This is a genomic window from Pantoea sp. T14 (assembly GCF_036663535.1).
Lineage (GTDB): Bacteria > Pseudomonadota > Gammaproteobacteria > Enterobacterales > Enterobacteriaceae > Pantoea > Pantoea phytostimulans.
In genome coordinates this window covers 100,141-114,966 of sequence record NZ_JAWUEB010000025.1, presented here as the reverse complement: position 1 = coordinate 114,966, position 14,826 = coordinate 100,141, and the positions used below count along the sequence as shown (strand labels likewise).

Here is a 14,826-nt window from a genome sequence, read left to right as displayed (position 1 = left end):
TGACGAGGCATGAAACGCACTATTAAGATGCCAGACGAGCAGGCAAGGGCGTATCCGCACGTAAAATATCTACGCATTGATTCACAATTTGGCTGAGTGAAGGTGCGATATTTATCGATATGACGTCGTTCTCCTCCTCATCTGGCGCTTCTAACGTGGCAAACTGACTTAAAAGTAACGCTTCAGGCATGAAATGACCTTGTCTGCATTTCAGGCGTTCAAGCACACATTCATAGTCGCCGTTAAGCCAGATAAAGCGCAGATTCGGGTTTCCCGTACGGAGTTTATTGCGATAGCGTTTTTTCAACGCAGAACAGACCAGGACACCCGATTCACTTTTCTGGTCAAGGCTAAAAATGACATCAGAGAGCCGCTCAAGCCAAGGCATACGATCATCATCATTTAATGCTTCGCCTGCTGCCATTTTCACGATATTAAAACGCGGGTGAAGATCATCACCGTCAATAAACTTGGCATGGACTGCTTCTGCCAGCGCCATACCCACAGTTGATTTACCTGTACCGGAAACGCCCATCACGATAATGCATTGTCCTGCCATCTCAGTTTCTCCTTAATAAGATCACACTGCCGCCAACATGCCGCCATCTACAAATAACAGATGGCCGTTAACAAAATCAGAGGCTTTTGATGAGAGGAAAACGGCAGCGCCAACCAGTTCTTCAGGATTACCCCAACGTGCTGCTGGCGTACGTTTACAGAGCCATTCTGAGAATTCAGCGTTATCGACCAGTGCTTGCGTCATCGGCGTTTGGAAATAGCCGGGTGCGATGCCATTCACCTGAATATTATGGCGAGCCAGCTCGACGCACATGCCGCGCGTTAACATTTTTACCGCACCTTTTGCTGCTGCATAAGGCGTAATGGTGTCTCTGCCTAATTCACTTTGCATTGAGCAGATATTAACAATTTTGCCTTTTTTACGTGCCACCATTCTTTTGGCTACACATTGCGAAACAATGAATACGCCGGTTTGATTGGTGGCAATAATATCGTTCCATTCGTTCAGCGGAAATTCAGTAAAGGGATGTCGCCGCTGGATGCCGGCATTGTTAAACAATACGTCAATCGGCCCAATATCATTTTCAATCTGCGTAATGGCCTGCTCAACGGCTGCTTCATCGGCAACATTAAACAACGAAATATGGGCAGTGAATCCCTCATCGCGTAATTTCATTGCCGCGTTTTCAGCACGCTCAGCATGGGTGCCATTAATAATCACCTCCGCCCCTTGTTCAGCTAAACCGCGCGCCATAACAAAGCCGATCCCCTGCGCTGAACCAGTCAGCAAAATACGTTTACCTACCAGACTGAAAAGTGTATTCATCGAAAACTCGCCTTGATTGCGAAATTGATGATGCTATCTCACGGTTTTACAGCTAACAAAACTGTGATGTAGATCACTTTAAATGATGTTACAAAACTCAGTTACACTTGCTGTGAGGCATCGCGTATTTTGCAGTTAAATCGCCGCATTACGCGGCTTCCAGGGATTCAATATTGCTGTTTCGCCGGGCATACTAAGCAGACGGGATGGACGTTCAACGGAAAGAGTCAATGAAAATGCAGCGCATTACGTTACACGATATCGCAACGCTAGCGGGTGTAACAAAAATGACGGTAAGTCGTTATTTACGTACCCCAGAGAAAGTGAAAGCTGAAACGGCTGAACGCATCGCCAGCGTTATTGAAGAAGTCGGGTATCAACCGGATGCTGATAATCCTGCCATGGCAAGTCAGGCTATGCCGCGCATTGGCGTATTAATTCCCTCTTTTCATAACCAGATATTTGCTGATTTATTAGCGGGCATAGAATCGGTTACGGCGACGCAAGGCTACCAGACATTGGTGGTTAATTATGATTACGATAGCCAGCGTGAAGAAGAACAAATTGCGACGGTATTAGCTTTCAATGTTAAAGCACTTTTGTTAACTGAATCGGCACATACCGTACGCGCAGAAAAATATTTAAAAGCCGCTAACATTCCGGTGGCAGAAGTGATGGGGCTGAGTCAAACCCCGGGACGTATCAATGTGGGTTTTGATAATTATCGCGCCGGGTTTGATATGACCAACATGTTGATTGGTAGCGGCAAAAAGCGCGTTATCTATTTTGGCTCGATGTCAGATATTCGTGATGAGCAGCGTTACGCAGGCTACCGTGCAGCGATGAGCGCTGCAGCGTTACCTGATGGCCGCATTGTGCCGAATAAAGTCTCTTCGGTGTCGATTGGAACCGGCATGATGACCCTGGCCCGCCAGATGTATCCTGATATGGACGCCATTCTTTGTACCAATGATGACTTAGCCGTAGGTGTGTTACAGGAGTGCCGGGCAGCAGGCATCAACGTGCCTGAAAAAATGGCAATTGCGGGTTTTCATGGTTTAGAAATTGGTCAGGTAACAACGCCAAAGCTGGCGAGCGTGATTACTCCACGTTTTGAAATGGGCAAGATTGCGACAGAGATTCTGATTAAAAAACTGCGTCACCAGCCAACCATTGAGCAGGTTGATCTGCATTATCGGTTATCGATGGGTGCGACGATCTGAACCCTTCCAACTACCTGAATAGTCAGCAAGATCACGACATCGGTAACACGAATTAGTAACACTATTTGACGTGACCTTAGTCACAATAAAAAGCTCAAAATCGCCTTTAATAGAGGTCATCTGCCGAACGTAACTGTTATGAGGAATGCTAATGACTTCATCTACCCGACACACTGTTTTATTAATCGCACCTGTTCTTGACTCACTGTTGGAAAAGCTGAGCAATAGCTTTGAGGTCTTTCGCCTTTACGAACAAGCTGAGCCACTGGCATGGCTTAATCAACATGGCAGCACAGTCCGCGCGGTGGTTACGCGTGGCGATGTCGGCGTAAGTAACGCGGTGCTTGAGCACCTGCCTGATGTGGGTTTAATCGCTATTTTCGGTGTTGGAACGGATGGCGTAGATTTGAATTACACCCGTCAGCATAATATCGCTGTCACTATCACATCTGGCGTTTTGACCAATGATGTCGCGGATATGGCGCTCGGCCTGATTTTAAGCGGGGCGCGTAATCTGGTTGCCGGTGATAAGTTTGTACGACAAGGTCAGTGGATTACACAGGCTCCGCCACTCGGCACTCAGGTGAGTAATAAACGTATCGGTATTGTCGGGATGGGCAACATTGGGCGCGCTATTGCTAAGCGTGCTGCAGCCTTCGATATGGCAGTCAGTTATTTCAGTCGAAGCGCTAAACCCGCGTTGCCGTATGTATGCCGAGATAATTTAATTTCATTGGCTCAAGAAAGCGATTTCCTGGTGGTTGCTGCATCGGGCGGTGAAGAGACGCGTGGACTGATTGACGATTCTGTGATGGCTGCAATGCCGAAACATGCCTGGCTGATTAATATCGCTCGCGGATCTTTAGTGGATGAGAAGGCGTTAATCACTGCCTTGCAAAACCGATCAATAGCAGGCGCTGCTTTAGACGTTTTTGAAGATGAACCTCAGGTTCCAGCTGAGCTTATAGCGTTAGAGAATGTGGTTTTACAGCCGCATGTCGGCAGCGCTACCCATGAAACCCGACAAAAAATGCGCGACGTGGTTTACGCCAACGTTGATGCCTTCTTCAAGCAGCAAACTCTACCAAACGCAATTTAACTCACTCAATTTTGCAATAACGATGAGCTTCTGGCCCATCGTTAAGGCTGCGTATTGCTTAAAACAGAGGGCGTGATATGAACAATAAGATACCCGGAACACGCTGGCTGCGCGTGATAGCCCCGATTCTGATTACCTGCATCATCTCCTTTATGGATCGCGTAAATATCAGTTTTGCTTTACCCGGCGGCATGGAGCAGGACCTTGCCATTACCAGTCAGATGGCGGGCATTGCCAGCGGCATCTTTTTTATCGGTTATCTTTTTTTACAGGTGCCCGGTGGCCGTATTGCGGTAAATGGCAGTGGTAAACGTTTTATCGCCTGGTCGTTAATAGCCTGGATGGTGGTTTCAATAGCGACTGGATTTGTGACCAATCACTATCAACTGTTGGCGCTACGCTTTGTCTTGGGTGTTTCTGAAGGTGGGATGCTGCCAGTGGTATTAACCATGGTCAGCAACTGGTTCCCGGAAAAAGAGCTGGGCCGCGCCAACGCTTTTGTCATGATGTTTGCGCCGCTGGGTGGCATGTTAACGGCACCTGTTTCGGGCATGATCATCAACATGGCAGACTGGCGGTGGTTATTTATCATCGAAGGCTTACTCTCTGCCGTCGTGTTGTTGGTGTGGTTGTTAGTGATCAGTGACCGACCAGAAGAAGCTCGATGGTTACCGGAACGTGAACGAGAATATTTGATTGAAGCGCTTAGCCGTGAGCGTGCCGCACGCCAGTCCAAACAACCCGTTAGCAAAGCGCCGCTTAAAGATGTTTTTCGTAATAAAGGATTGATGAAGCTGGTCGCACTCAATTTCTTCTATCAAACCGGTGATTATGGCTACACCTTGTGGCTGCCGAGTATTTTGAAAAATCTGACAGGCGCAAATATGGCGAATGTAGGCTTGCTGGCGGTGCTGCCTTTTGTCGCGACCATGGTGGGTATTTACCTTATTTCTCTGTTCAGCGACCGCTCAGGTAAACGTCGGATGTGGGTAATGATTTCACTGTTTTGCTTTGCTGCCGCGCTGTTGGCATCAGTGATTTTACGCAACCACATCGTGGCTGCCTACATCGCGTTGGTGGTCTGTGGATTCTTCCTGAAAGCCGCAACCAGTCCATTCTGGTCTATTCCTGGACGTATTGCCTCGCCAGAAGTCGCGGGCAGCGCACGAGGCGTCATTAATGGATTAGGTAATTTAGGGGGATTTTGTGGTCCTTATCTGGTCGGCATCATGATTTATCTTTACGGACAAAATGTCGCCGTCTGCGCTTTAGCGGCTTCATTAGTAATTGCCGGATTGATCAGCCTATCTTTACCCGCGTCATGCGATCTTCATGAATCATCGAAACGTGAAAAACAGGATCGTCGTCAGCCGCATCAGGTTTAAAATATATAATTTAAAACAGAACTCTTATTGTTTTGCTGTAATAGTCGCTAGCGCAATACTCATTTCTATTGAGTAATATCACTAACGGAAAGAAAGTTAGCCTCTGTTTTATCATAAAACGTGAGAAAAAAAGGCGTTTGCCGCAGCCTGATCCTGGGCTGCGGCTGTAGCGCTGACCAATAACCCAAAAAATAGAGAGAAATTTATTATTGGATTTTAAGTCAAGATGGCAACACTCTGCTCGAATGCCAGTGCTATGAGGATGCTATTACATTATCCCGCTTGGCTTATTATTGAAATATAAAAACTAATGAACCATTTCCTGCATTAACTGTTGCGCAGTCAACTGTTAGTATTAGGTGATAACCGTCCTGGTTAAGCCTGTTTTGCAGAATAGTTTCGTGATGGCAGGAGACAGCATGCGTTGACATTTTCCAGAACGGAATAAAGAAACGTTAAATTTATTTCTGTTGAAACCGCGCTAGCTAAAGAGAATTAGCGATCGGAAGCGGTTGTATACGTTAGCTTTCCACCTTGAGCATAACGATTCGAATTTCTTATATTTAAAAAAATCATACTTCAACCTGAAAAGTCTCAAAAAATTACCCTATTTAAGTTAAATCTCGATAAACTGCTTTAACCCTACGTTGATGCTGTTAATTGATGAATTACTACTCACCTGATGACAACCATCTAAAGCTGCGTTCGACACGCTTTGTACGTCGCATGTTTGCTATGCGCCAACTGGGTACATTTTTGTGTTTTCTGCCCATTTTATCCGTCTTGATGGAGCAGGGAAAAAGCCTGGGTGCCTGTGGATTACTGTTCATCAATGCTTTTGCCTGGCCCTATATTGCCTACCGCTTAGCGTTGAATTCACAGGATACCACCGGGCGCGAACGCAACAATTTAACTCTCGATGCCGCTTTTGGTGGTATCTGGGTTGGGCTGATGGCGCTCAGTCCGCTGCCTTCATTTGTGATTATAGCGGTTCTGATTTCTGACCGTTATTCTGCCGGGGGCTGGTCACAGTTGATCGCTGCTGTTCAGGCTTTTTTGTTTGCTTTTGCCTTGGTCTGGGCTTTGGAAGGCGCCCCGATAGAAACGGAATTTTCGACGCGCACCGTATGGTTAACGTTGCCACTGGCAACCGGTTATTTACTGGCGCTGAGTGTGGTATCGCACAACCTTACGCTAAGTTTAAGGAAAAAAAATAGCGAACTGGAGCGCATCGCGTTAATGGATCCAGGCTTAAAAATTCCTAATCGACGCCTGTTTGAACACCGTCTCGAAAGCGAGTTTCTGCGCACCAAACGTGGCGAAGGTAATGCGTATCTAATGCTGCTGGATGTTGATCATTTCAAGCATGTTAACGACACGTTTGGCCATGAAGCGGGAGATTTCTTGTTGGCAGAGATTTCGGGATCGCTGCGTGACAACGTCGGAATGAAGGACGTGCCCGCACGTTTTGGCGGCGATGAGTTAGGTGTTATCGTTCGGGATGCAGATGATGTCACCATTATTGCCATGGCAGAGCGAATCAAAAATCAGATCGAACTGATCCGCTTACCCGCTTCCCCTGACTATCAATGTACCGTGAGCATCGGTATCGCTGCGGCACGAGAGGCGGGTTCGATCCATGAATGGTTGCGTTATACCGATGAAGCACTTTATCGGGTCAAACGCGCTGGACGCAATGGCATTCAGCTACGGCAATCCACATCACAGCACTAATCTTTAACGGAAGCGCTTACGGCGCTTCCGCCTTATTTTCTCAGAATCAAATGGCCGGATAATCGCCGGTTCCTTCAGGCCACGGCGTTAACAGGTCAAAACCGTCTTCGGTCACGGCAACGGTATGCTCCCATTGCGCGGAGAGTGAACGGTCTTTGGTCACTACTGTCCAGCCATCGGAAAGCAAACTGGTTCCGGCTTTGCCTGCATTGATCATCGGCTCGATAGTAAAAATCATCCCTGCTTTAAGCGGCATGCCTTCGCCTGGTGTGCCGTAATGCAGCACCTGAGGATCGGTGTGATAAATCTCGCCTACGCCGTGTCCGCAATATTCACGCACCACGGAAAAACCTGCGCCTTCCGCGACGCGTTGGATTGCAGCGCCAATATCCCCTAAGGTTGCGCCAGGACGAACAGTTTTAATGCCCGCAACCATGGATTGATAGGTGATTTCTACCAGACGTTTGGCGCGTACGGAAGGTTGCCCAACAAAGTACATACGGCTGGTGTCGCCATACCATCCGTCTTTGATGATCGCGACATCAATATTCACGATGTCGCCATCTTTGAGCTTTTTCGCAGCGGGAATGCCATGGCAAACCACATGATTAACCGAAGTACAGGTGGTACGGGTATAACCGTGATACCCAATGTTCGCGGGCGTAACTTTTAGTTCATTGACGATGTAATCATGGCAAATATCGTCAAGTTCTTCCGTCGTGATCCCGGGTTTGACGTGTGGAGTGATCATCTCCAGCACTTTAGCGGCAGCATGACCCGCTGAACGCGCCATTTCAATTTCCCGTGCCGTGTGAATTTTTACTGTGTTCATTACACATCTCCTTGTGAAGTGAGATTGTCGCTAACGACTAAGTTACGAATATCTGAACTGCCATCCAGTTCGGCGCGAATTAACATTTGCGCCAGTTCATGCTGATTCAGCTGTGGATAGAGTTCGGCCATCATGCCCAACTTCAACCAATGCTCTGCTTGAGAGTTAATGGAGCGACTCATCGCCTGACTGGCGATACGCAAATTCTCATGCATAAGGTCGGAAATTTTTACAATGCCCATATTATGCCTATATGAAACGTATATGCTTTGTATATTTGCATGCTGAGTGAAATTTTTCAAAGGAAATATAGGTGACGTTGTCACTAAAGGAGGGCGTGCTCTCTAGAATCATTATGTTCACAACCTAAATCTGAAAAGACCCACGCCAAACTCTACGAATCTTCCTGATAAAATCGACGACAAAAACACAGTAACACTTATCTAATTGTTTTAAATAAAAAAAGCGCCTCATAAAGAAGCGCTTTTTTGAGAATAGCCCGTAATCAGAAGGACATTGTTAAGCCAGCATAGTATGCGCGACCGGGCTCATTATAGGTTGAAGCACCTTCCGCTTCGCGATAAATACGCTTATCCAGCAGGTTGCTGATGCCGGCATTAGCCCGCAAATTTTTGGTCAGGTCGTAATTGAAGTTCAGACCGAAAACAGAATAGGCACCCACTTCTTTGGTCGATAATGAGCCTGCTTCGGTACGTGATTCTGCATATTCACGCGGCTTTTGACGACCATACATTGTCCAGTTCAGGTTACTGGAAAAATCTTGCGTAACCTGCCAGTCCAACATGGTGTTGATGGTGTACTCGGGAATGATCGAAAGCGGATTCCCCGTATCCTTGTCTTTTGACTGAATCATGTACGTTGCGTTAGTACGCCATTCCAACGTGTCACGAATGACCGGGATCGTCATGTTACCTTCCAGTCCTTCAACCACAGCTTTGCCGCCGTTGCTCCACTGCAGAATGTTATTACCATTCGAGGCATAGCCAATGATATCGGTACCGGCGACAATTTTGTTTTTGTAATCATTACGGAACCAGGTAATACCAGCGACGTAACCTTCATTGATGAACTCAATCCCCAACTCTTTGTTTACGCTAACTTCAGGATCCAGATCTTCGTTACCCAATAAATAGCAACTGCCGGTAGCGATACCGATTGGACAACCATTGCCGCGCGTTGAAAGGAGATAACCCTCTGTGGATTGATAAAGGTTGGGTGCTTTAAATGCACGTGCAATACCGGCCTTCAACGTGAAGTGATCGCCTAAGCCCTGTGAAATATTCAGGCTTGGGCTCCAGTTAGCACCAAAACTATCGTGATAATCAAAGCGCAAGCCGGGGATTACTTCTGTACTGTCAGTCGCAGCAATGTTGTCTTCAAAATAGAGTGAACTGATGGTTGCGGTGTTTTTACTGTTTCGGGCTGAAGCATCGCCGCTTACGTCACCAATGACAACACCGGATGCGTTGGTTGCCTGCATGGATGCCGGATCGTTAAGCTCATCACGATTCCATTCAGCACCGAGAGTAACCGTTTGATCCCGCAATAATTCCATCGGGAAACTGACTTCGCTGCCAGCGCGGTAACTTTCAAATCGGCTGGTGGTGTAAGTATTGCTGTTAATGCGGCCTTCACTGCTGCCGGTGGTTCCTTCCTGCAAACGCGTATTGTTGGTTTTTTCGTAGTTGAAAGTCAGTTTCGACTGTCCCCAATCCCAAATACCATTATGCGCGATGCCATAACTTTGGCGGTAAAGGCGATTGGTTTCATCACCTTGCAGAGATTCAATCAGCGCGTTGCCGCCACCGTTACTGTATTGCGTATCACCAGCGTAGATATTGCCTTGTCGGCTATAGCCATAACTAAAATCCAGAATTTGCTCTGGCGTCATTTTCCACGAAAGTACCGAGTTAATATCTTTGTTACGCACACCTTCGCGCCCAGCTGCGGCAGAACCATTTTCTGCGGTGTTGATGTCGAAAGCATCAGCATCGGTTTTATTGATGTTGCCGTACAAGCGCATCGTTAATGCGTCGCCTGCCAGCGGGCCGCTCAAATTAAAGTTGGCGCGTTTCGTTGCACCTTCTTTGTCATCTTCCGGTTGATTAGTGTAAAGCGATAACGATCCATGCCAGTCATTAGTGGGCCGTTTGGTAATAATGTTAACGACGCCGCCCGCTGCGCCAGAACCGTAACGTGCAGCAGCAGGACCGCGAATGACTTCAATACGTTCCACCATTTCTGGCGGCACCCAGTTAGTGTCGCCGCGGGAATCACGTTCGCCGCGCCAGCTATAACGTACAGAGTTGCGCGAAGAGGCGGGAACACCATCGATCAGGATCAAGGTATTTTCTGGTCCCATCCCGCGAATATCAATTTGGCGATTATTGCCGCGACTGCCGTTAGCCGTATTACCGGTAAGATTGACGCCAGGCATTTTGCGAATGATGTCGGAAAGGTCATTTACAGGCGGGCTTTTTTCAATATCCTGCGCCGTAATGGTTGAGACGCCAGGTTGTTGTTTTAATTCCTGTTCGGCGGTGACTAACATGGTTTCACCGTCAGCCAATTTATCCGTTTCTTCTTCATTAGCGCCGTAAGCAGAAGTGCTCAACAGTCCAGCCAGCAAAAGCGCGATGGGACGCTTCTGGACATGCGTAGTTACATTCACTTAATCAATCTCCCTAATACGTTAACGTTTGTAAGTAAATGCGTATGATAATGATAATAGTTATCATTGTATATATTGGCGTAGCACCTTTACATTCCTCCACAATTGGTTAAATAAACAGCAAAAAAACGCTGCTCCAATCTAATTTTGAGCCGGTAATCGGTCGATAAGGTGAATAAAATACGTTAAAACGCGTCTTTGTGACTCCAGACCTATTAAGTCTGGAGTCACAAGCAATTGGACAGTAAAATGCGTCGTTTAGCATCTGTGTAGCTGCGCGTTGGAAAGGGGAAAGTTTGCAAATGACACTGTCTTCATCACACGTTGGTCGTCATGTTTTGGTTTGGCTGGACGACATCAAAACCTCTTCACTTGGCCAACTCGATAATTTTGGTGATGAAGGCTCGGTAGAGCAGGTGATGAAAGTGTGGGTAAAACTTTCGTTACTGGTTACTCGACGTCGACCCGAGATCGCTATCTCATCTTTACTCAAACATGTGCTGCCGCAGATCGGCTCACTTCCGCTGAAAAGCATTACCCGGTTACGATTGAATCGCCTTTACAACATCCTGATCGCTGACGGTAAAAAAGAAGAAGCGCGGCGCGTTTTTGCCTTAACTAAACAGTTTTTAGCCTGGGCGGAAATTCAGGGTTATCTCGATCATTCGCCAATCGCCTCCATGAAAAAACGCGATGTGGCCGGGCGCGCTACGCCGCCTCGAACCCGACAATTATCTGACGCCGAAATCTGGGTTTTTTGGCATGGGCTTGATAACTGGGCGCTTTCTGAACAAGCGCGCTGGGCGCTGCGTTTGTGCCTGGCGAGTGCGCGGCGTCCAGATGAAATTATTCAGGCCCAGAAATCTGAGTTTGATCTGCAATTGGGTTTGTGGAAGCAGGGCACGCGTAACAAGTCGCAGCGCGAACACATTTTGCCGATTTCACCGCTGATGCGTCTTTGTATCGAACAGTTAATAAAATCATCGGATTCGCGATCGCCCTGGCTAGTTCCCGCGCCGCGTGATGCGCAGCAACCGCTATCGAAAGGCGCACTTAACCAGGCATTGCGGCGGATGATTCGGGCACCGCGCGGATTAGGGCTTGAGCCATTTTCACCGCGAGACCTGCGTCGAACCGCACGTTCGAAGTTATCTGCATTAGATACGCCAAACGATGTCGCTCGAAAAATCATGAACCATGCACTGGAAGGAATTGACCGCGTTTATGATACACATAATTATTTGGACCAAATGCGTGAGGCGCTAAATAACTATTCAGATGCTTTACTGCAAATTACGTCCTGTGAAAGTTATTATGCATTGCGGCATCGATTCGAAGGTGAAAAGTTAGCCTTGAGTGATATGTCACTCATGTTCATGTCATCATGACTATAATTAAAATAAGCAGTAAATAATAAATAAGCGTTAAGATTGATGTGAGTGACTTAAAATAGATTTTAAAGGTTATATCTAATAACTTAACGGAATACCTATAACGATATTGCTTTAATTCTTTAGAGCAATAAAGGGTTGATGCATCGCGATTAATCTTATGTCTGGCGGTTGGATTGATCGGCTGTTTTATGTCGAATTGCATCAAACTTATTGTATGTATTGATTTTTTTAGGCCGTCTTACCTGGCTTTACTGTTTGATTTAATTAATGACTATAAACACGACTTTCTCTTTTAAAAGTATAGGGTAATAACCCCCGGCATAGCTTTATTCCTAAATACCCTTCCTAAAGTCATTTTTAGCAAAAGCTTAGATGTTTTTCGCATTTGTTATAGATGCATATATTCACAGACAATGATCTGCGTCAGCGACAGCCAATGAATTGGCGGCGGTGTAACGTTATAAACGATTTACTTTGATGATGTTAATTCTCCCATTTTGGAGAATATTTGATGATTCTTATCAGGAGAAAGGTTCCAGTGAAATTAACTAAAGGAATGACCTTATTAGCGCTCGTAATGGCCACTCACTTCGCTAACGCTGCCGATGTTTCTGTTCCCACTGACAGTTCGCTGCATGTCGATGCCGATGCCAAACTAAAGAGCCTGCTGCCGCCAGATATTACTCAGCGCGGATATATCGTCGCTGGAACCAACCCTAATACGCCGCCAACCACCTTCTTTAAGGAAGACAATAAAACCCTGGCAGGCCGTGAAATCGACATCATGAATGCGGTGGGTGAACGTCTGGGTATCAAAGTGCAATGGCGCGATACCGGCGGTTTCGACAATATCATTCCGGGTTTAAAAACCGGTCGCTACGATGTTGCCTTATCTAACATCAATGCCACGCAAACGCGCCTGAAACAGGTCGATTTTGTTGGCTACTATAACGCCAGTCGCCTCGGCATAATTTCTCTGAAGTCTGCCAACATTGCCCCTTTTACCGCCTTTGATGCCGTATGCGGTAAAGAGGTCGGTGCAGGCGCGGGAACAACGCAAATCATGCGACTGGAACAAGCCAGCAAAGCCTGTGAAGCCGCTGGTAAGCAGCCGATCAAAGTGGCGGTATTTCCCGATCGTCCTGCTGGTGTTCAGGCTGTTGTAAGTGGTCGCGTGCCGATGTTTTTTGGCCCTTATGAGGGCCTGAGCTGGCAGACCAAGCTGATCAAACCTTTGGCGTTGAGCGGTGAAATCCATGTTGATGACGCGCCGGTTTCCGTTGCTTTCCCGAAAGATTCTCCGCTTGAACCTGCTGTCCAGACCGCGCTGAATTCTCTGATCAAAGATGGCAACTACCAAAAAATTCTCGATCATTGGGGCATTGGTTTCGGAGCAGTAACGGAAGCCAAACGTAACGAAGAGATTTTCAAATGAGTTCACATTCCGAACACACTGATGATTTACGCATCGTAAGTAAACGCTATTACGGTCGTTGGTTCAGCGCCTTGGTGGTGCTGTTCTGCGTAGTGGCAATGGCGCATTCGATGATGAACAACCCACGCTTTGAGTGGGGCGTTATCGCAGAGAGTTTTACTGAAGCGTCAATTCTGCAGGGCGTTTTGATGACGCTACAGCTCACCGCCATATCAGTCGTGCTCGGTTTTGCTTTCGGAACCGTACTGGCCTTGATGCGACTCTCATCCAATCCAGTATTGGTTGCGGTGAGCTGGGCTTACACCTGGTTCTTCCGCGGTGTGCCGATGCTGGTGCAACTGTTTCTGTGGTACAACATCGCGGCACTTTACCCCACAATTGCGCTCTCTTTGCCGGGAGTCGGTGAGCTTTGGAGTGCGCAATCTAACGCGTTAGTGAGTCCGTTCAGTGCAGCAGTGATCGCCTTAGTCATGCACCAATCTGCTTATGCGGCTGAAATTGTGCGAGCCGGCATCCAAAGCGTAGGAAATGGTCAGCTTGAAGCGGCCCGTGCGTTGGGTTATCGACCAGCACAAATTTTTCGTCATACCGTTTTACCGCAGGCGATGCGCGCCATTCTGCCGCCTGCGGGTAACGAAATTATCGGTCAGCTTAAAACGACCGCCGTGGTTTCAGTTATCTCACTTCAGGACGTTCTGTTCTCTGCGCAGATTATTTACCAGCGTACTTATGAAGTGATCCCGCTGCTGTTAGTTGCCACCTTGTGGTATCTGCTGATGACCTCGGTGTTGTCGATCGGACAATATTATGTTGAACGCTACTTCTCCCGTGGCGTCACGCGCCAGGAAAAGCGTGGTTGGCTGAGCATTATTACCGGTTTTACGCTGCCTAAAGCCGCAAGGAGTGTCAGCAATGGCTGAAGCAATTACGTTACGTAAAGTCACTAAGCGCTTTTCCGGTAACACGATTTTGGATGCGGTAAACCTTGATATTCCAGCGGGTTCGGTCACGGTGATCCTCGGCCCATCCGGTTCAGGCAAATCAACCCTGTTACGCTGCATTAACCATCTCGAAAAGCTCGATGGTGGCACCATCCGTATTGGGGGCGAAATGGTGGGATATAAGCAGAAGGGCCAGGCGCTGCACGAACTCAATAGCCGAGACGTAGCGCGGCAACGCAGTCAGATTGGTATGGTGTTTCAGCAGTTCAACCTTTTCCCGCACCGTACCGTGTTGCAGAACATTATTGATGCGCCCATGCGGGTGAAAAAACAGAGCCGTCAGCAAGCAACCGAGAAAGGCAGAAAATTGCTGCAACAGGTGGGACTGGCGGGGCGCGAAGATGAATGGCCGCAAAATCTGTCGGGTGGACAACAGCAGCGCGTGGCGATTGCCCGTGCCTTAGCGATGGATCCCGGCGTAATGCTGTTTGATGAACCCACTTCCGCGTTAGATCCAGAGCTGGTGGGGGAAGTACTCCAGGTCATTCAGCAACTGGCACACTCCGGCATCACTATGGTGATTGTTACACATGAAATCGGCTTTGCGCGTGAAGTGGCCGATAACATCGTGTTCATGGAGGCGGGGGCGATAGTGGCTGCAGGCCCAACCCAGCAGGTGCTGGATGATCCTGAAAATGGTCGCGTACGTAATTTCATTTCAACGGTGCTTTAGGCACCGTTTTAAC

Annotated in this window: 13 protein-coding genes; 8 read left to right on the top strand and 5 right to left on the bottom strand. The window is 47.6% G+C overall.

What is annotated here, in order from left to right; genetic code table 11:
* Nucleotides 1-22: 22 nt before the first annotated feature.
* On the bottom strand, nt 23-559 hold the full coding sequence (locus SC127_RS13330) for a gluconokinase (RefSeq protein WP_332626886.1): 537 nt from the start codon (nt 557-559) through the stop codon (nt 23-25).
* 21 nt (nt 560-580) lie between these two features.
* Complete coding sequence (gene idnO, locus SC127_RS13325; RefSeq protein WP_332626885.1) at nt 581-1,345, bottom strand: gluconate 5-dehydrogenase; 765 nt, start codon at nt 1,343-1,345, stop codon at nt 581-583.
* Nucleotides 1,346-1,575: 230 nt separating this feature from the next.
* Between idnO and SC127_RS13320 the strand changes: the two genes are divergently transcribed.
* The 4 genes from SC127_RS13320 to SC127_RS13305 all read left to right on the top strand — a co-directional run bounded on the left by SC127_RS13320 (nt 1,576) and on the right by SC127_RS13305 (nt 6,786).
* Complete coding sequence (locus tag SC127_RS13320; protein ID WP_332627044.1) at nt 1,576-2,568, top strand: LacI family DNA-binding transcriptional regulator; 993 nt, start codon at nt 1,576-1,578, stop codon at nt 2,566-2,568.
* A 151-nt stretch (nt 2,569-2,719) separates the two neighbouring features.
* The gene (locus SC127_RS13315; RefSeq protein ID WP_332626884.1) at nt 2,720-3,667 is read left to right on the top strand and encodes a 2-hydroxyacid dehydrogenase; all 948 of its coding nucleotides are present in this window, start codon (nt 2,720-2,722) and stop codon (nt 3,665-3,667) included.
* Between the two features lie 77 nt (nt 3,668-3,744).
* Entirely contained in the window at nt 3,745-5,052 is a 1,308-nt protein-coding gene (locus tag SC127_RS13310) for an MFS transporter (protein ID WP_243079351.1), read from the top strand.
* A 663-nt stretch (nt 5,053-5,715) separates the two neighbouring features.
* Nucleotides 5,716-6,786, top strand: coding sequence for a diguanylate cyclase (locus tag SC127_RS13305; RefSeq protein WP_332626883.1), 1,071 nt, complete (start codon nt 5,716-5,718; stop codon nt 6,784-6,786).
* Nucleotides 6,787-6,832: 46 nt separating this feature from the next.
* Here SC127_RS13305 and map read toward each other — a convergent pair whose 3' ends face one another.
* From map to SC127_RS13290, 3 genes are all read right to left on the bottom strand, one after another.
* A complete protein-coding gene (map, locus tag SC127_RS13300) occupies nt 6,833-7,618 on the bottom strand; it encodes a type I methionyl aminopeptidase (protein WP_215848457.1) in 786 nt (261 codons plus the stop codon).
* Nucleotides 7,618-7,860 carry a ParD-like family protein gene (locus SC127_RS13295; RefSeq protein ID WP_215848456.1) on the bottom strand — a complete coding sequence of 81 codons (243 nt, stop codon included), beginning with the start codon at nt 7,858-7,860 and terminating at the stop codon, nt 7,618-7,620. Before SC127_RS13295 ends, map begins: the two co-directional genes overlap by 1 nt.
* A 263-nt stretch (nt 7,861-8,123) precedes the next feature.
* Entirely contained in the window at nt 8,124-10,310 is a 2,187-nt protein-coding gene (locus SC127_RS13290) for a TonB-dependent siderophore receptor (protein ID WP_332626882.1), read from the bottom strand.
* 302 nt (nt 10,311-10,612) lie between these two features.
* Here SC127_RS13290 and SC127_RS13285 point away from each other — a divergent pair, with 302 nt between their 5' ends.
* The 4 genes from SC127_RS13285 to SC127_RS13270 all read left to right on the top strand — a co-directional run bounded on the left by SC127_RS13285 (nt 10,613) and on the right by SC127_RS13270 (nt 14,813).
* Nucleotides 10,613-11,698 carry a tyrosine-type recombinase/integrase gene (locus SC127_RS13285; RefSeq protein ID WP_243079353.1) on the top strand — a complete coding sequence of 362 codons (1,086 nt, stop codon included), beginning with the start codon at nt 10,613-10,615 and terminating at the stop codon, nt 11,696-11,698.
* A 562-nt stretch (nt 11,699-12,260) separates the two neighbouring features.
* Nucleotides 12,261-13,139, top strand: a complete 879-nt coding sequence (locus SC127_RS13280; protein ID WP_442955754.1) for an ABC transporter substrate-binding protein — start codon at nt 12,261-12,263, stop codon at nt 13,137-13,139.
* Entirely contained in the window at nt 13,136-14,059 is a 924-nt protein-coding gene (locus SC127_RS13275; RefSeq protein WP_243079355.1) for an amino acid ABC transporter permease, read from the top strand. Before SC127_RS13280 ends, SC127_RS13275 begins: the two co-directional genes overlap by 4 nt.
* On the top strand, nt 14,052-14,813 hold the full coding sequence (locus tag SC127_RS13270; RefSeq protein ID WP_243079356.1) for an amino acid ABC transporter ATP-binding protein: 762 nt from the start codon (nt 14,052-14,054) through the stop codon (nt 14,811-14,813). The genes SC127_RS13275 and SC127_RS13270 overlap by 8 nt, the downstream gene beginning before the upstream one ends.
* The last annotated feature ends 13 nt before the right edge of the window (nt 14,814-14,826 follow it).